Origin of the sequence: Novosphingobium sp. SG751A (assembly GCF_013149295.1) — a bacterium.
Taxonomy (GTDB): Bacteria; Pseudomonadota; Alphaproteobacteria; order Sphingomonadales; family Sphingomonadaceae; genus Novosphingobium.
Window position 1 is genome coordinate 214,427 of record NZ_JABGCB010000010.1, and the last position, 15,941, is coordinate 230,367.

Below are 15,941 nucleotides of genomic sequence, written 5' to 3' on the forward strand. Positions count from 1 at the left end.
TCCTGCATGACCGAGGATACGCCAGCCCAAACCCGCGCACGCCTGTTGCTGGCGGCCGAAACGCTTGTTGTGGGCGAGGGCGTTCATGCGCTTTCGGTGCGGCGGATTGCGGCCGCCGCGGGGGCCAATTCGGCGCTGATCCGCTATCATTTCGGGGGAACGGATGGGTTGCTGCGTGAATTGGCGTTGCGCAATGGGGCGATGATTGCCGAGGCGAGGGCCGACTGGCTGGGGCGCGGCGATGGGTTTGAAGCCGGTGTCGATGCGTTGATCCAGCCCTTATGGGCGCAGGCGGCGATGAGCGGTGATTATCGCGCCATCGTGGTGCTGGATGAGATTTTTTCGCGCGCCGCACCTGCGCTGCACGACGAGATATGGGAGATGTTTGCCGATGGCGTGGCGCAGGTGAAGGCGCGGTTGGCCGCCACGCTGCCGGGGGTGGATGAGGCGACGCTGGGCTGGCGCATCCGCTTTGTTACGGCAGCCGCGCTTGATGTGCCGCCGCGCGATGCAAGGCGCGAGGGGCGCGAGAGTCGGGATGAAAGGCTGATGCAGTTCCGCCGTTTTGCGCTGCACGCCTTGGGGGATCTATGAGCCAGACAACGATTTTTGAAGTGATGTCGGGGCTGTGCCGCGATCTGGGCGCGATCAATCTGGGGCAGGGTTTTCCGGATATGGAGGAGCCGCCGGAGGTGATCGGCGCGGCGCGGCAGGCCTTGTCCGAGCACAGCAATCAATATCCGCCGATGCGCGGCCTGCCCGAATTGCGCGGGGCGGTGGCGGGATTGTATGGCGTTTCGGCGGCGGAAGTGATCGTGACCTCGGGCGCGACCGAGGCGCTGGCCAGTGCGATTCTGGCGCTGGTTCGGCCCGGTGATGAGGTGATCTGCGTTCAGCCTTTGTATGACGCCTATCTGCCGCTGGTGGCGCGGGCCGGGGGCGTGGCGCGGCTGGTGAGTTTGCGGCCTCCGGCGTGGGGCCTCGATCTGGAGGAACTGGCGGGCACGATCACGGCGCGGACGCGGCTGATTATTCTCAATACGCCCAACAACCCCACCGGCACCGTGCTGGACCGTGCCACGCTGGAGGGCATTGGTGCGCTGGCGCAGCGGCATGGGATCTATGTATTGTCTGACGAAGTGTGGGAGGCGACGGTGCTGGATGGCAGTAAGCCGCTCTCGGTGCTGGATATTCCGTCCCTGCGCGATCGGTCGGTCAAGGTCGGGTCGGCGGGCAAGATCTTTTCGCTGACCGGGTGGAAGATCGGCTGGGCCGTGGCCGCGCCCGAACTGGCCGAGCGCGTGGCGGCCAGCCATCAGTTCATCACCTTTACAACCCCCACCCCGCTGCAATGGGCCGTGGCCGAGGGGCTGGCGTTGGGGGAGGAATGGTTTGCCGCGCATCGCGCCCGCTATGTCGAGAGCAAGGCGAGGCTGGTAAGCGGGCTGACGCAGGCCGGGTTCCACGTGCTGCCCTGTGCGGGGACGTGGTTCGTGACGGTTGATCTGGCGGCTTCGGGTCTGCCTGCGCAGGATGAGGCTTTGGCTCAGCGGTTGGTTCGAGAGGCGGGTGTAGGGTCGATCCCGGTGTCGGCTTTCTATGCGGATCGGCCTGAGCGGGGCTATCTGCGGCTGTGTCATGCCAAGCGGGGCGAGACACTGGATCAGGCGGTGGAGAGATTGGCGGGGTTTAGGGCGGGGTTTGTTTAGGAAGGCTTGCCTCCGGCGAGCAAAGGGCGGGGCCCCTTTGCAATCCCGTTAATTGGGCGTTTGATTTGCGGGCCGAGGCTGATTTCCGGGAAGCGGTTTGATAGGCTGCGGCGCGGCGATTTAGCGCGAGGCCGAACTTTTGGCGCAACAAGGACAGTAATGGGATTGCAAAGGGTCGAGACCCTTTGCCCGCCGGAGGCATAAAAAAGCCGGCGAGAAGTTCCCTCCCCACCGGCCTTTCTTTCTCGATAACCTAAAGAATATCAGCGATTAGCCAGCCATTCCTCAAGCCATTTGATCGTGTAATTGCCGGTCTTGAAATCATCCACGTCCAGCAGAGCCTGATGGAGCGGGATGTTCGTTTTCGGCCCGGTGATTGCCATTTCCTCAAGCGCGCGCTTGAGACGAAGGATCGCGCCTTCGCGGGTGCGGCCATAAACGATCAGCTTGGCGATCATCGAATCGTAGTAGGGCGGGATGCGATAACCGGCGTAAAGCCCGCTATCGACGCGCACATGCAGGCCGCCCGCCGCGTGGAAATTCTCCACCAGCCCCGGCGAAGGAGCGAAGGTGAAGGGATCTTCGGCGTTGATGCGGCATTCGATGGCATGGCCACGGAATTCCAGCTCGTCCTGACGCACCGAGAGCGGCAGGCCATCGGCGATGCGGATCTGTTCGCGCACGAGGTCGACGCCGGTGATCGCTTCGGTAACGGGATGCTCCACCTGAAGGCGGGTGTTCATCTCGATGAAGTAGAACTCACCGTTTTCCCAGAGGAATTCGATCGTGCCAGCCCCGCGATAACCCATGTCGGCCATGGCCTTGGCCACGATGCCGCCCATGCGTTCGCGTTCTTCCGAACCGATGACCGGCGAGGGGGCTTCTTCCAGCACCTTCTGGTGGCGGCGTTGCAGCGAGCAATCGCGTTCGCCCAGATGGATTGCCTGACCGTTGCCGTCGCCAAACACCTGGAATTCGATGTGGCGCGGGTTGCCAAGGTACTTTTCGATATAGACCGTGGCGTCGCCAAAGGCGGCCTTGGCCTCGCTGCCTGCCTGCTGCATCAACGTTTCGAGTTCGTCCGGCCCGGTGCAGACCTTCATGCCGCGCCCGCCGCCGCCGCTGGCGGCCTTGATGATGACCGGATAGCCAACGTCTTCGGCGATCCGCTTGGCGTCCTCGATTTCCGAGACCGCGCCGTCAGAGCCCGGCACCAGCGGCAGGCCAAGCGCACCTGCGGTCCGCTTGGCCTCGACCTTGTCGCCCATGGTGCGGATATGTTCGGGCTTGGGCCCGATCCAAATCAGGCCATGCGCCTCGACGATTTCGGCAAAGCGGGCGTTTTCCGACAGAAAGCCATAGCCGGGGTGGATCGCATCTGCGCCGGTGATTTCCGCCGCGCTGATGATCGCCGCCACGTTGAGATAGCTGTCCTTGGCCGCGGGCGGGCCGATGCAGACCGCATGGTCGGCCAGCCGCACATGCATCGCATCGGCGTCCGCCGTCGAATGCACAGCCACCGTTTCGATGCCCATTTCCCGCGCCGCGCGATGGATGCGCAGAGCGATTTCGCCGCGATTGGCGATCAGGATGCGTTTGATGGCCATAATTCTATCAGCCGATCACAACCAGCGGCTGGTCAAATTCGACCGGCTGCCCGTTTTCGATGCTGATCGCCTTGATCGTACCGGCCACAGGCGCGGTGATCGGGTTCATCACCTTCATCGCTTCCACGATGAGCAGGGTTTCGCCCGCCTTGACCGTCTTGCCGATGGTGATGAAATCGGGCGCGCCGGGTTCGGGTGCCAGATAGGCGGTGCCGACCATCGGCGATTTGACCTGAGTGCCTTCGACCACGGCAGGAGCGGCCGCAGCCGGGGCCGCCGCAGCTGCTGCCGCAACGGGCGCAGCAGCAGGAGCCAGAGGCAGCGCAGGCGCATAGGCAGGAGCCGCAGGCGCAACAGTGATGTTACGCGCCACGCGGATTTTGCGGCCACCATCGGCCACTTCGATTTCGGTCAGGCCTGTATCGCCCAGCAGAACCGCCAGCTCGCGCACCAGCGCAGCATCGACGTTCATGCCGGATTGGATGTCGCGGCCCGTTTCAGTTTTGTCGCCCATGAAATCCCCTTGGCGATGGTTTATCAGGCTTGGCCCCTATCCCTCTGGCAAAGGACAGGCAAGGGGAAAGCGGTTGTTCACCGCCCCCAAGCCACAGGTAAGCCCGGAATTCCGACGATTTCACCTCTATTTTACCGGATCGCTGCTTACAGGATCAGCGCCGCATCCAGCGCGATCAGATAGGATTTCGCGCCAAAACCGGCGATGGTGCCCTTGGCGGCCATACCGATATAGCTTTTATGGCGAAATTCTTCGCGCGTGTGGGGGTTGGACAGGTGAACTTCGATCACGGGCAGTTGGATCGCCTTGATCGCATCATGCAGCGCAACCGACGTATGTGTATACGCGCCAGCATTGAGCAGCACCGCCTTGGCGCCGGTCGCGCGGGCTTCGTGCAGCCAATCCACCAGATCGCCTTCATGGTTCGACTGGCGGCAGACCACGGCAACGCCCAGTTCTTCGGCCCGCGCGGCAAGGCGGGCGTCAATATCGGCCAGAGTGTCGCGGCCATAGATTTCCGGCTCGCGCGTGCCCAGCAGGTTGAGGTTGGGGCCGTTGAGGACGAAGATGGTCGTTGCCATGGAAAAGTCTGCCTGAAACTGTTTGCGTTGCAGGCGTCATACTATGTCGCGTGGAGCGGGCAAGCTTCAGCGGTCGGTGCCCGCCACTTTGTCGGTTAGCGGTCCGTTCCTGCCACTTTGCCCCATTGGCGCGCGGCGGTATAACCCAAATAACCGGTGCCGAACAAAGCATAGAGCCCATCAGGCAGGCTGTTGAGCCAAAGCTTGACGCCATTGGTGATGGCGGCCGCCACCGGCGCGCTGATCGCCGAGAGCAGACCCATCGGCAGGCTGAGCAGGATCATGCCATACATAAGATAGAGAAAGCTGGGCCGCGCCCGGCTGATATAGCGATCGGGGCAGGCCGCCTCGATCTGGGCGGTAGGCGGATCGGTTGATTCGGGCATGGTTGATCTCCGGTTGGGGAGTATCGAATAGCCAAATCGGTTCAGGTAGGAAAATGAGCAACAAAAAAGGCGACCGCCGCTAGGGCAATCGCCTTTTTGAAACCAATTGGTCGGGACGAGAGGATTCGAACCTCCGACCCCCACACCCCCAGTGTGATGCGCTACCAGGCTGCGCTACGTCCCGACCTTGGTTGTTTCCGGTGGGGCGTTGCCCTGCCGGAGGCGCGCCTATAGGAGGGCTTATTCGGCATGGCAATCATCTTTTTGCATTTTTCTGGCAATTTTTTTGCCTTGCGGATCAGGGCTTGAATCAAAACCCAGGCATTCCGGGCATTATGGCCGCACACGCCCCGTCACATTGATATGATCCGGATAAGCTGCTAGGCGCACGGTCACTTCGGGGGAGGCGCGAGAAGGCGGGATTTGTCCTGCCCGCTCGGCCAGATCCGATTCCTGTTATTCCTGCGCAAGGGTGTTTTCCCGTGTCGATCCAAACGCTTTCGCTTCTTTCCGCCGCCGCCGCCGGTGGCCAGCCCCCCGCTTGGCTGCAATTCCTGCCGCTGGTGCTGATGGGCATTGTCATGTGGTTCCTGTTCCTGCGCCCGCAGATGGCCCAGCAAAAGGCCCAAAAGGCCAAGCTGGAAGGCATCAAGAAGAACGACATGGTGATTACCGCCGGTGGCCTGCTGGCCAAGGTGGTCAAGGCCGATGACGATTACCTCGAACTGGAAATCGCCCCGAACACCCGCGTGCGCGCGGTGCGGGCGACGATTTCGGACGTGGTGGTGCCCGGCACCGGCAAGCCCGCCAACGACTGACATCATAGGCGCCCCGTGCTTGAACGAGCATCGGGGCGTTCTTATGTGCGCTGCTCTGGCCCGCGCCCAATCCATGGGCGGGCCGCTTTTCATTTCTAGAGCCGGATGAACCCATGCTCGATTTTCCCCGCTGGAAACAGCTTTGGTACTGGGCGCTCACGCTGCTTTGCGTGGCCGCCGCCGTGCCTTCGATAGTGTCATGGGCCGGGGGCAACTGGCCCTCCTCGTTGCCCAATCCCAAGATCAACCTTGGCCTCGACCTTGCCGGCGGCAGCCACCTGTTGCTCGAAGCCAATGCCGATCAGGTGGTTTCGCAGCGCCTTGAAGGCAAGGAAGAAGAAGTGCGCGCCGCCCTGAAGAAGGCCGGCAATGTGCATTATGGCGACATTTCCACCAAGGGCGGCGTACTGTCCTTTATGGTGGCCAGCAACGCCGAGGTCGATGCCGCGCGCGAAGTGCTGGTGCCGCTGACCACGGGCGCGGGGCTTTCGGGCAAGCGTGACTGGGACATTCAGGTGGTCGACACCACCCGTTTCGTGCTGACGCCGACCAAGGAAGGCATTGCCGACGCCATCGACAAGGCGATGGAAACCGCCACCGAAGTCGTGCGCAAGCGTATCGACGCCATGGGCACGCGCGAGCCGACCATCATCCGTCAGGGCGCCGACCGCATCGTGGTGCAGGTGCCCGGCCTGTCCGATCCTGCGGCGTTGAAGGCGCTGCTGGGCCAGACCGCCAAGCTGGAATTCAAGCTGGTCGATCAGAACGGCATGGCGGGCGGCGTTGCGGCGCCCGGCGATGAAATCGTGCCTTTTGCCAATGGGCAAGGCGCGATTGCGGTCAAGCGTCTGGGCGGCATCAAGGGCGACCGCCTGACCAATGCCACGCAAAGCTTCAGCCAGCATAACGAAGCGGTCGTCTCGATCACCTTCGACAATCAGGGCGGCGAACAATTCGCCCGCCTGACCAGCCAGAATGTCGGCAAGCCTTTCGCCATCATTCTGGACGGCAAGGTGTTGTCGGCCCCCAACATCAACGAACCGATCATGGGCGGCAGCGCCCAGATTTCGGGCAGCTTTACCGTCGAAAGCGCGAACCAGCTGGCCATTGCGCTGCGTTCGGGCGCGCTGCCGGTGGACCTCAAGGTGGTCGAAGAGCGTACCGTTGGCCCCGACCTTGGCGCCGATTCGATCCACAAGGGCATGATCGCCATGGTGGTCGGCACGGCTCTGGTGGTGATCTTCATGGCCGTCACCTATGGCCGCTTCGGCATTTATGCCAACTCGGCGGTCATCATCAACGTACTGATGATCCTGGGCATCATGGCGGTGTTCAACACCACGCTGACGCTGCCCGGCATCGCCGGTTTCGTACTGACCATCGGCGCGGCGGTCGATGCCAACGTGCTGATCAACGAGCGCATCCGCGAAGAGCGGCGGCGCGGGCGCAAGGTCGTGCAATCGGTCGAACTGGGCTACAAGGAAGCGAGCCGTACGATTTTCGACGCCAACATCACCCATATCATCGCCGCCGTGCTGATGTTCGAATTCGGCTCCGGCCCGATCAAGGGTTTTGCTGTGGTGCTGATGATCGGTATCGCGACCTCGGTGTTCACCGCCGTTTTCCTCACCCGCATGTGGGTGGCGGGCTGGCTGCGCCGCAAGCGCCCGTCTGACCTGCATATCTGATAGGGGTGAATTTCCATGCGTTTGCTTAAACTCGTCCCTGACAACACCAATCTCCACTTTTTGAAGTGGCAGTGGCCAACCACGATCATCTCTGTCCTGCTGATGCTGGGCAGTTGGACGCTGATGTTCACCCATGGGCTGAACATGGGCGTGGACTTTGTGGGCGGCCAGATGATCCGCGTGACATTTACCCAGAGCGCGACCGCTCCCGTGGCGCAATTGCGCGGCGAGGTCGAAACGCTGGGCTATGGCGAACCGATCATCCAGACCTTTGGCAAGCCCAACGAGATCTCGATCCGCCTGCGTCTGCCCGAAGGGTCGGACAAGGATGCGGCTCTGGCCGATGCGATGGCCAAGAAGATCACCGCCAACATCAAGCAGAACTATGCCGATGCGCGCGTCGATGGGGTCGATTCGGTGTCGGGCAAGGTTTCGAAGGAACTGGGCTGGACCGCGTTCAAGGCGCTGGGCTTTGCCAGCCTCGCGATCTCGATCTTCATCTGGTATCGCTTTGAATGGCAATTCGGCGTCGGCGCACTGGTCAGCCTTGTGCATGACGTCTCGCTGGTGCTGGGCCTGTTTGCCGTTACCCAGATGGAGTTCGACCTGACCATCGTGGCGGCGATCCTGACGGTGATCGGTTATTCGCTCAACGATACGATCGTGGTCTATGACCGCATCCGCGAGAACCTGAAGAAGTTCCGCAAGATGCCGCTGGAGGAATTGCTCGACCTGTCGGTGAACGAAACGCTGGCGCGCACGGTGGTGACCTCGGGCACGATGCTGATCACGCTGATCGCGCTGCTGCTGTTGGGGCCCAAGGTCATCTTCGGCTTCTCGGCGGCGCTGATCCTGGGCATCTTCGTCTGCACTTATTCCTCGATCTATGCCGCAGCGCCGATGCTGATCTGGCTCAAGGTCAACCCGACCAGCTTTGTGCCGGGTGAGGGGAGCAAGGATGAGGCGCCTTAATTAGGGCTGCCTTCGGCGGGATTGCCAAGGGACTTGTCCCTTGGCAATCCCGTTAATAGGTTTTGGGCGGCTTCGTTGCTTATGCGGCGAAGCCGCTTTTTTATGGCCTGCGGCGCCGGGTTTTGAGCGAGCCCCATAATGGGATTGCCAAGGATAGAGATCCTTTGCTCGCCGGAGGCTACCTTGTTTCCTGCCAAATTTCTTTCAGTTTCATCGCATTGGCGTCCCAGCTAAACCCCGCCACCTGCGCAGCCACATCTTGCTGGGCAATGGGCGCGTCCAGCAATTCCCGGGCCGCCGTTGCAATGGCGTGAGGCGTGCGCAAGGCAATCCGTCCCGCCGCCGGAGAGGAAATGACCTCGCGCGCGCCACCAATATCGGGGATGATCAGAGGCGCCCCGCAAGCCATCGCCTCGATCCAGACATTGGCCAATCCCTCGCGTTCGGATGGCAGCACAACGGCGTCGGCGGCGCTCATCAACAGGGGCAGGGCATCATGGCTGACCTGTCCGAGAAAATGAACCCGGGCGGCAAAAGGTTCGGCAACCTGACGCAGGACGGTTTCATAAGCGCCGGTGCCGGCCAGCGCCAGATGCGCATCGGGCAATTCCTCCAAAGCGCCAATGGCCAGCGCCTGCCCCTTGATGGCGATCAGAGCGCCGGGGCAAACCAGCAAGGGTACGCCATCGGGAATCGACAGGCCCAGTCTTTCCGGCAAGGCGGCCCGCGCCTGATCGCGCGGCGTGGGTATGAAGCGGGAGCGGTCGAGCCCGGTGTAGTGGATGCGCAATTTCGCCTCATCCATGCCCAACGCCACCATATCCCGCCCCAGAGCGCCCGAGACGGTCAACAACGCAGATGCCTGATCGGCCGCACGCAGCATTTGTGCCAACGCCTTGGGCCTTGCGCCCCAGTAATGGATATCTGATCCCCGCGCCTTGATCGTCAGCGGCAGGCCCAATTCGCCCGCGATGATCGCGGCGGCGGGGCCATCGGGAAAGAAAAACTGCGCATCGACCAGATCAAAGGGCTTTTCGGCATGGAGACGCCGCACAAGAGGCAGCACCGCGCGAGCGATCCGCGCCGGATTGCTATCGCCTCCAATCATCGGGATCAGCGTGAAACGCGGATGCAAGACCGTCAGCCCAGCCAATTCCGATTGCGCGGGACATCGCGCCCAATCCCGATAGGGCCGACGCAGGCTGAGCGGAAAAGGCGGCAGGCCGATGGGGTTGATCATGGTCAGATCAACCCCGCCCAGTTGGTGGAGCGCCGCCATCTGATTGGCGACGAATTTGCCGAACCCCCCGCGCACGGGCGAGGGGAACAGGGTGGAAATGGAAAGGACGCGCATCATGCGCGGGTGATTACAGCTTCCTCACTAACATTTCGGCAACGGCCAGCCATGGCGGACTGTCGATCACCAACTGGCGATGGCCGATGCCGGGAGGCAGCAGCGCGATGCGATGCTCGTCGCGGTCGATCAGGCGGCCAAAAACGAATCGCCCCCCTGGACGCGGAGCAAGCACGTCGCGGTTAACCAGTTTGGAGAAACTCTCCGGCTGCATCTGGCGCAGCCAGATCTGGTCGCCGCTGCGGTAATCGCCCGCGCCGGTTTCCACCGACATGGCCATTTGCGTGCCTTCTCCCACCAGTTCGGAAGGCAGAATGGCATCGCGCGGCGTGGTCAATGCTTCGGCCCCGACATCGGTCAGGCGAGCGACCATTTTGGCCTGTTCGGCAGCATCGCCGCGCACCAAAAGCTCCGGATCGACCTCAAGTGCGAGGGCAATCCGGTTCATCCAGATGAGCGAAAGATTGCGCGTGCCGGTTTCCAGCCTGCCAATCGTCTGCGCCGTTGTGGGCGGTGAACAACGCGCGGCCACATCGGCCAGCGTCATGCCCTTTTGTCTGCGAATATCACGTATGCGGTTAATCATGACTAGCCGACCCCTCGAACCAATCCGGTTTTTTCACTTTCCTACAATTCGCCCGGTTTGGCAAACTCTTTGCAGGGAATGGCGGAACAAACCTAAGGAGATAGTACTATGAATCGTCAACTTGTCGAACGGGAATTAACCGCACAGGGGCCGGGACGCGGAAAATCTCGCCGATTGGGGCGCAGCGTGACGGTTAATTTGTGCGAATCACCCCTCACATGGCTCCACGCGCGTGGTCATCTGACCGATCGGGAATATGATGCGGGCGAGCGGCTGCGCGCCGATTGGGAAATGGCGCAGCTCAGCCCCAATATTTCAATGCGCTGGGAACCCGTCACTATCCGGGGCAGCCGCCATGACCGCGATCTCAACCCCACCGAGCGCCAGATTGCCGCCAAGGCCCGTTTCGACGGCGCGCTTGCGGAGGCGGGCAAGGGACTCTCCGACATTCTTTGGCGCGTCGTTTGCGCAGGGGACAGTCTGCCCGTGGCCGAAAAAGCGCTCGAATGGCCCGTTCGGTCGGGCAAGCTGGTGTTGAAGCTGGCGCTCGACCGGGTGGCGGGGTTTTATCGGATCGGGTGAGGGGCTTTATGCTTCCGGCGGACAAAGGGACTTGGTCCATTTGCAATCCTATTAAGGGGTGGCGCCATTTCTGCATCGAAGCGCTAATCCGCGAAGCGGTTTAAAAGCCTGCGGCGCTGCAAAGTTGATCGGAAGCGCGACGAAATGCAATAACGGGATTGCAAAGGGTCGAGACCCTTTGCCCGCCGGAGGCAAAACCTTCCCGCTTCTCACCCCTCCACCATCTCCGCCAATTCCAGCCAACGCTCTTCGGAAGCATCCTTTTCCGCGCGAGCCTTGTCCAGTGCCGCCGTCAATTGCGCAAACCGCGCCGGGTTTTGGGTATAGAGATCCCCATCGGCCAGCGCCGCCTCCAGCTTGGCAATCTCGCCATCCAGCGTCTCGATCCGCGCGGGCAGCAGGTCGTAATCGCGCTGATCCTTATAGCTCAGCTTGACCTTGCGCGCGGGCATGACCACAGGCGCCACCTCGGCCTTGTCCGCCACAACCGCCTTTTTGGCCGCCGGAGCATTGCGCTGCTGACGCTGCTTTTCCCAATCGGCATAGCCGCCTGCGACGATATCCACCCGGCCCGAACCGTCCAGCCCCAGCGTGACCGTGCAGGTGCGATCCAGAAAGTCGCGGTCGTGGGAAACGATCAGCACGGTGCCGTCATAATCGGCAATAACTTCCTGAAGCAGGTCGAGCGTTTCCAGATCAAGGTCGTTGGTCGGTTCGTCCAGCACCAAGAGGTTGGAAGTCCGTGCAAATTCGCGCGCCAACAACAAGCGCGACCGCTCGCCGCCCGACAGCGTGCCGACCCGGGCATCGATCAGGCCGGGGTCGAACAGGAAGTCTTTGAGATAGCCCTGAACATGCTTCTTCTCACCGCGCACATCGACCCAGTCGCCGCCCTCGGCCAGCACATCGCGAATGCGCTTTTCCGGGCTGAGCAGGCTCCGCTGCTGGTCGATCATCACGCCCGAGAGCGTCTGCGCCAGCTTGACCGTGCCGGTGTCCGGCTCCAGTTCGCCGGTCAGCATTTTGAGCAAGGTGGTCTTGCCCGCACCATTGCCGCCGACAAGGCCGATCCGATCGCCGCGTTGGATGCGCAGGTTAAAATCGCGGATGATCGTGCGGTCGCCGAATTTCTTCGACACGCCCTCAGCCACGATCACCGATTTGGTTTTTACATCGTCGCTGGCCAGCTTCATCTTGGCCGCGCCTTGCACCGACAGCATTGAGGCCCGCTGCGCACGCATCTGATAGAGCTTTTCCAAACGCCCCTGATTACGCTTGCGCCGCGCCGTAACCCCGCGCGACAGCCAGTGCGTTTCCAGCTTCAGCTTGGCGTCCAGCTTTTCGGCCGCGCGCGCCTCGTTGGCATAGACTTCCTCTTCCCACGCCTCATAGCCGCCAAAGCCCACCTCGCGCCGCCGCAGCGATCCGCGATCCAGCCACAGAGTTGCCCGCGTCAGCCGTGTCAAAAAGGTGCGGTCATGGCTGATGACAACAAAGGCGCCGGTAAAGCGCATCAGCCAGCTTTCCAGCCAGTCGATCGCGGCCAGATCCATGTGGTTGGTCGGCTCGTCCAGCAGCAGCAGGTCCGGCTCGCTGGCCAGAGCGCGGCACACCGCCGCCCGCCGCCGCTCGCCGCCCGAAGCGCTGACCGCTTCGCGGTTCAGGTCGATGCCCAACTGGCTGGCGATGGATTCGACCTCATGCTGGGGCGGGGCGTCCGGCCCCTTGAGGCAATAGTCGAGCAGGCGAGGGCAGCCGCCAAAATCCGGGTCCTGTTCCAGCACAACCACCTTGGTCCCCGGCTGGATCGAACGCTTGCCCTTGTCCGCGTCCAGCGTGCCCGCGATCAGGCGCAGCAGCGTGGTCTTGCCCGCGCCATTGCGCCCGATCAGCGCAAGCCGGTCGCGCGGGGCGATGAAAATGTCGAGGTCGCGAAAAAGCCAGCCCGATCCTTGGATCAGGCTCAGTCCTTCCCAGCTGAGAATAGGTGCAACTGCCATGGGCGCGCGTTAGGCAGTGCCCGCCGGGAAGGCAAGCAATTCGCGTCTTTTTATCGCCCCCTCTTGCCTTCTATGGCTGGCTGAACAATCGCTATGTTCTCTATTCACATCGCGTTCAATCGCAAACGGATAACCCACCTTTCATGTTCACACGGCTCACCTCTATGCTGATGATGGCCCCTCTGGCGCTCTGGGCGGTGGTTTCGGCGCTGGCTCTTCCGCCGGTGCCGGCGGCCCATGCCGGCCCGGGCGAGGCGCAGGGCGAGGCCCGCCGTGAAATGCGCGCGGGTAATGTGCGCTCGCTGCGTGAAATCGAAACGCATGTTTTGCCGATGATGGCGGGCGCGCAATATCTCGGGCCTGAATACGACCCGCTGGCTATGGCCTATCGCCTGAAGTTCGTTAAGGACGGGCGCGTAGTCTTTGTCGATGTTGATGCGCGTTCCGGGGAAATCCTGCGCCAACGGCGCTGATCCCTGCTCCCTTGCGCTTGACGCGGCGCGGCCTGGCGCCCATCTCCCTTTGTTAATCCGACCTAATAATAAGGAAGTGCCAGATGCGGATCCTGATCGTCGAGGATGAACCCACGCTGGGCCGCCAGCTGAAAACCACGCTGGAACAGACCGGCTATGCGGTCGATCTGTCCACCGATGGCGAGGATGGCCATTTCATGGGCAGCACCGAGGATTATGACGCGGTGATCCTTGACCTTGGCCTGCCCGAAATCGACGGGCTGACCGTCTTGTCGATGTGGCGCAAGGAGGGGCGCAAGTTCCCTGTGCTGGTGCTGACGGCGCGCGATTCGTGGTCGGACAAGGTGGCGGGCCTCGATGGCGGCGCCGATGATTATCTGGCCAAGCCGTTTCAGACCGAGGAACTGATCGCCCGCCTGCGCGCGTTGATCCGTCGCGCTTCGGGCAATTCGTCCAGCGAACTGATCGCGGGCGATGTGCGTCTGGACACGCGCTCGGGCCGTGTCACGCTGGCGGGCGAGCCGGTGAAGCTGACGGCGCAGGAATATAAGCTGTTGTCCTATCTGCTCCATCACAAGGGCAAGGTGGTGTCGCGCACGGAATTGATCGAACATATTTACGATCAGGATTTCGACCGCGATTCAAACACTATCGAGGTATTTGTCACGCGCATTCGTAAGAAGCTGGGCGCCGATGTGATCACCACGATCCGCGGGCTGGGCTACAGCCTTGACGAGCCTGCGCGCGGATAAGCAGCAATGGCCAGCGGCCAGACGCCGGAAACAGCACAAAGCGATACGCGCAAGGTTGACGGAATAAAATACACCGGCAGCCTTGCGCGGCGCATGATGCTGATCGCGGTGGGCTGGATCTTGGTGCTGCTGTTGGCGGGCGGGCTGGCGCTGGACCGGGCGATGACCGCGATGGTCACGCGCAATTTTGACGAACAGCTCGGCTATATGCTGACCGGCATGATCGGCAGCGCCGAAATCGGCCCCGATGGCGAGGTGTTCTTCAACCGCCCCCTTGGCGACCAGCGTTTTCTAGAGCCGAACAGCGGATTATACTGGCAGATCAGCGGCAAGGGGCATGAGGATTTCCCCAGCCGCTCGCTGTGGGATCGCACGCTGAAGATCTCGGCCGATCATCAGGACACGCAGGCGCATATCTTCGATTCGAGCCAGTTTTCCGGCGAACCCCTGCGCATCATGGAGCGCTCGATCATCCTGCCGGGCAGCAATACGACATGGTGGTTCGTGGTGGCCGAGAGCCGGCATGAACTGGACGCGCAGATACGTCGCATCCGCACGATCCTGATCGACAGTTTCCTCGTGCTGGGCCTTGGCCTCGTGCTGATGGCCGCGATCCAGAGTTGGTATGGCCTTTCACCGCTTCGCCGCGTGCGTCTGGCCATTGCCCATATGCGCAGCACCGGGGCCAACCGGGTCAGCGATCCGCTGCCGGTCGAGGTGCAGCCTTTGGTGCAGGAGTTGAACGACCTGCTCTCGCACAACGAGAGGCAGGCCGAAGAGGCGCGCACCCATGCGGGCAATCTGGCCCATGCGCTCAAAACGCCGCTGACGGTGCTGCTCAATGCCGCGCAGGCCAAGGAGCTGGATCTGGCCGAGTCGGTGGCGCGCGAAACGGCGGTGATGCGCCGGCAGGTCGAACACCACCTTGCCCGCGCCCGCGCCGTGGGGCGGCGCGGGGCGGGGCAGGCACGCACGCCGGTGTGGGATGCGGCCAAATCGGTCATGCGCGCGGTCGAGCGACTCTATCCCGATGCGCGCTTCGATCTGGACGGTTCGCACGATGCCCAGGTTGCCATTGAGCGGCAGGATCTGGACGATCTGCTGGGTAATCTGATCGAAAATGCAGCTAAATATGGCGGGGGCAGCGTGTTCGTCACCGTCGATGCGGGCGACAAGGGCGAGCTGGTCGAAATCTGGGTCGAGGACGACGGCATGGGCATCCCCGAAGCGGAGCGCACCCGCATTTTCGACCGCGGCGCGCGGCTGGATACCGGCAAGCCGGGGACGGGGCTGGGGCTGGCCATCGTGCGCGATGTGGCGGAAATCTATGGCGGAAATGTCGATCTGGATGAAAGCGAGGATCTGGGCGGGTTGTTGGTGAAGTTGCGGTTGCCCAGGGCGCGGGGGTAATAGAAGATGCCTCCGGCGGGCAAAGGGCGGGGCCCTTTGCGATCCCGTTATGGGGTAGCACTGAAGCCGCGATGATGCGCCACATAGTATCGGGATTGCAAAGGGACCGAGTCCCTTTGCCCGCCGGAGGCAAAAGCCCCAAACCTTCACTCGCCCAACTTGGCCTTTTCATGATGCCGGATCACCTCATCAATGATGAAGCGCAGGAATTTTTCGCCAAAATCGGGATCAAGCTGGGCGTCCTCGGCCAGTTTGCGCAGCCGGGCGATCTGGCGTTCTTCGCGCCCCGGATCGCTGGCGGGCAGGGTGTGGGTGGCTTTATATTCGCCCACGGCCTTGGTGATACGGAATCGTTCGGCCAGAATGTGAATCAGCGCGGCATCGATATTGTCGATGCTGGACCGAAAGGAGGCCAGAACCGGATCGGTGGTGGCAACAAGGCTGCCCTGATGTGACGTTTCAACCATAAAGCGCCGCTAGCATGAGACAATGGTCGATTCCAGCCTTGC

Annotated in this window: 17 protein-coding genes and 1 tRNA gene; 9 read left to right on the forward strand and 9 right to left on the reverse strand. The window is 62.1% G+C overall.

Going from position 1 to position 15,941, the window contains the following annotated elements:
- Positions 1–6 precede the first annotated feature (6 nt).
- Positions 7–594, forward strand: coding sequence for a TetR family transcriptional regulator (locus FHW96_RS15320; RefSeq protein WP_172341443.1), 588 nt, complete (start codon positions 7–9; stop codon positions 592–594).
- Positions 591–1,709 (forward strand): aminotransferase class I/II-fold pyridoxal phosphate-dependent enzyme, encoded by a 1,119-nt coding sequence (locus FHW96_RS15325; RefSeq protein WP_172341444.1) that lies wholly within the window; start codon positions 591–593, stop codon positions 1,707–1,709. Before FHW96_RS15320 ends, FHW96_RS15325 begins: the two co-directional genes overlap by 4 nt.
- Positions 1,710–1,972: 263 nt before the next feature.
- Here FHW96_RS15325 and accC read toward each other — a convergent pair whose 3' ends face one another.
- From accC to FHW96_RS15350, 5 genes are all read right to left on the reverse strand, one after another.
- A complete protein-coding gene (gene accC, locus FHW96_RS15330; protein WP_172341445.1) occupies positions 1,973–3,316 on the reverse strand; it encodes an acetyl-CoA carboxylase biotin carboxylase subunit in 1,344 nt (447 codons plus the stop codon).
- A 7-nt stretch (positions 3,317–3,323) separates the two neighbouring features.
- Positions 3,324–3,830: an acetyl-CoA carboxylase biotin carboxyl carrier protein gene (accB, locus tag FHW96_RS15335; protein WP_253950993.1), complete on the reverse strand. Its 507-nt coding sequence runs from the start codon at positions 3,828–3,830 to the stop codon at positions 3,324–3,326.
- A 146-nt stretch (positions 3,831–3,976) separates the two neighbouring features.
- Entirely contained in the window at positions 3,977–4,411 is a 435-nt protein-coding gene (gene aroQ / locus FHW96_RS15340) for a type II 3-dehydroquinate dehydratase (protein ID WP_172341446.1), read from the reverse strand.
- Positions 4,412–4,506: 95 nt separating this feature from the next.
- Positions 4,507–4,797 (reverse strand): 3TM-type holin, encoded by a 291-nt coding sequence (locus FHW96_RS15345; protein WP_172341447.1) that lies wholly within the window; start codon positions 4,795–4,797, stop codon positions 4,507–4,509.
- Positions 4,798–4,904: 107 nt separating this feature from the next.
- Positions 4,905–4,981 (reverse strand) — tRNA-Pro (locus FHW96_RS15350).
- A 298-nt stretch (positions 4,982–5,279) separates the two neighbouring features.
- Between FHW96_RS15350 and yajC the strand changes: the two genes are divergently transcribed.
- The 3 genes from yajC to secF all read left to right on the forward strand — a co-directional run bounded on the left by yajC (position 5,280) and on the right by secF (position 8,275).
- Positions 5,280–5,615 (forward strand): preprotein translocase subunit YajC, encoded by a 336-nt coding sequence (gene yajC, locus FHW96_RS15355; protein ID WP_273616424.1) that lies wholly within the window; start codon positions 5,280–5,282, stop codon positions 5,613–5,615.
- Between the two features lie 113 nt (positions 5,616–5,728).
- Positions 5,729–7,303 (forward strand): protein translocase subunit SecD, encoded by a 1,575-nt coding sequence (secD, locus tag FHW96_RS15360; protein WP_172341448.1) that lies wholly within the window; start codon positions 5,729–5,731, stop codon positions 7,301–7,303.
- 15 nt (positions 7,304–7,318) lie between these two features.
- Positions 7,319–8,275, forward strand: coding sequence for a protein translocase subunit SecF (gene secF / locus FHW96_RS15365; protein WP_172341449.1), 957 nt, complete (start codon positions 7,319–7,321; stop codon positions 8,273–8,275).
- 178 nt (positions 8,276–8,453) lie between these two features.
- Here the strand turns inward: secF and FHW96_RS15370 are convergent, their stop codons facing one another.
- Both FHW96_RS15370 and FHW96_RS15375 read right to left on the reverse strand, forming a co-directional pair.
- The gene (locus FHW96_RS15370; protein WP_172341489.1) at positions 8,454–9,629 is read right to left on the reverse strand and encodes a glycosyltransferase; all 1,176 of its coding nucleotides are present in this window, start codon (positions 9,627–9,629) and stop codon (positions 8,454–8,456) included.
- Between the two features lie 13 nt (positions 9,630–9,642).
- A complete protein-coding gene (locus tag FHW96_RS15375; RefSeq protein WP_172341450.1) occupies positions 9,643–10,215 on the reverse strand; it encodes a helix-turn-helix domain-containing protein in 573 nt (190 codons plus the stop codon).
- Between the two features lie 108 nt (positions 10,216–10,323).
- Between FHW96_RS15375 and FHW96_RS15380 the strand changes: the two genes are divergently transcribed.
- Complete coding sequence (locus FHW96_RS15380; RefSeq protein ID WP_172341451.1) at positions 10,324–10,797, forward strand: DUF6456 domain-containing protein; 474 nt, start codon at positions 10,324–10,326, stop codon at positions 10,795–10,797.
- A gap of 209 nt (positions 10,798–11,006) precedes the next feature.
- Here FHW96_RS15380 and FHW96_RS15385 read toward each other — a convergent pair whose 3' ends face one another.
- The gene (locus FHW96_RS15385) at positions 11,007–12,797 is read right to left on the reverse strand and encodes an ABC-F family ATP-binding cassette domain-containing protein (protein WP_172341452.1); all 1,791 of its coding nucleotides are present in this window, start codon (positions 12,795–12,797) and stop codon (positions 11,007–11,009) included.
- A 170-nt stretch (positions 12,798–12,967) separates the two neighbouring features.
- On the opposite strand from FHW96_RS15385, the gene FHW96_RS15390 reads away from it, so the two are divergent.
- The 3 genes from FHW96_RS15390 to FHW96_RS15400 all read left to right on the forward strand — a co-directional run bounded on the left by FHW96_RS15390 (position 12,968) and on the right by FHW96_RS15400 (position 15,432).
- The gene (locus FHW96_RS15390; RefSeq protein WP_371815728.1) at positions 12,968–13,270 is read left to right on the forward strand and encodes a PepSY domain-containing protein; all 303 of its coding nucleotides are present in this window, start codon (positions 12,968–12,970) and stop codon (positions 13,268–13,270) included.
- An 83-nt stretch (positions 13,271–13,353) separates the two neighbouring features.
- Positions 13,354–14,022, forward strand: coding sequence for a response regulator transcription factor (locus FHW96_RS15395; protein WP_172341453.1), 669 nt, complete (start codon positions 13,354–13,356; stop codon positions 14,020–14,022).
- A gap of 6 nt (positions 14,023–14,028) precedes the next feature.
- The gene (locus FHW96_RS15400) at positions 14,029–15,432 is read left to right on the forward strand and encodes a sensor histidine kinase (protein ID WP_371815729.1); all 1,404 of its coding nucleotides are present in this window, start codon (positions 14,029–14,031) and stop codon (positions 15,430–15,432) included.
- Between the two features lie 146 nt (positions 15,433–15,578).
- Here FHW96_RS15400 and FHW96_RS15405 read toward each other — a convergent pair whose 3' ends face one another.
- Positions 15,579–15,899, reverse strand: coding sequence for a chorismate mutase (locus FHW96_RS15405; RefSeq protein ID WP_172341454.1), 321 nt, complete (start codon positions 15,897–15,899; stop codon positions 15,579–15,581).
- Between the last annotated feature and the right edge of the window lie 42 nt (positions 15,900–15,941).

Bases quoted from the DNA above. Each gene is read 5' to 3' on its own strand.
- FHW96_RS15370 (WP_172341489.1), bottom strand. From the start codon at position 9,629: ATGCGCGTCCTTTCCATTTCCACCCTGTTCCCCTCGCCCGTGCGCGGG.
- FHW96_RS15380 (WP_172341451.1), top strand. From the start codon at position 10,324: ATGAATCGTCAACTTGTCGAACGGGAATTAACCGCACAGGGGCCGGGA.
- FHW96_RS15390 (WP_371815728.1), top strand. From the start codon at position 12,968: ATGATGGCCCCTCTGGCGCTCTGGGCGGTGGTTTCGGCGCTGGCTCTT.
- secD (WP_172341448.1), top strand. From the start codon at position 5,729: ATGCTCGATTTTCCCCGCTGGAAACAGCTTTGGTACTGGGCGCTCACG.
- FHW96_RS15385 (WP_172341452.1), bottom strand. From the start codon at position 12,797: ATGGCAGTTGCACCTATTCTCAGCTGGGAAGGACTGAGCCTGATCCAA.
- FHW96_RS15395 (WP_172341453.1), top strand. From the start codon at position 13,354: ATGCGGATCCTGATCGTCGAGGATGAACCCACGCTGGGCCGCCAGCTG.
- FHW96_RS15320 (WP_172341443.1), top strand. From the start codon at position 7: ATGACCGAGGATACGCCAGCCCAAACCCGCGCACGCCTGTTGCTGGCG.
- aroQ (WP_172341446.1), bottom strand. From the start codon at position 4,411: ATGGCAACGACCATCTTCGTCCTCAACGGCCCCAACCTCAACCTGCTG.
- FHW96_RS15345 (WP_172341447.1), bottom strand. From the start codon at position 4,797: ATGCCCGAATCAACCGATCCGCCTACCGCCCAGATCGAGGCGGCCTGC.
- FHW96_RS15375 (WP_172341450.1), bottom strand. From the start codon at position 10,215: ATGATTAACCGCATACGTGATATTCGCAGACAAAAGGGCATGACGCTG.
- FHW96_RS15400 (WP_371815729.1), top strand. From the start codon at position 14,029: ATGGCCAGCGGCCAGACGCCGGAAACAGCACAAAGCGATACGCGCAAG.
- accC (WP_172341445.1), bottom strand. From the start codon at position 3,316: ATGGCCATCAAACGCATCCTGATCGCCAATCGCGGCGAAATCGCTCTG.
- FHW96_RS15405 (WP_172341454.1), bottom strand. From the start codon at position 15,899: ATGGTTGAAACGTCACATCAGGGCAGCCTTGTTGCCACCACCGATCCG.
- secF (WP_172341449.1), top strand. From the start codon at position 7,319: ATGCGTTTGCTTAAACTCGTCCCTGACAACACCAATCTCCACTTTTTG.
- FHW96_RS15325 (WP_172341444.1), top strand. From the start codon at position 591: ATGAGCCAGACAACGATTTTTGAAGTGATGTCGGGGCTGTGCCGCGAT.
- accB (WP_253950993.1), bottom strand. From the start codon at position 3,830: ATGGGCGACAAAACTGAAACGGGCCGCGACATCCAATCCGGCATGAAC.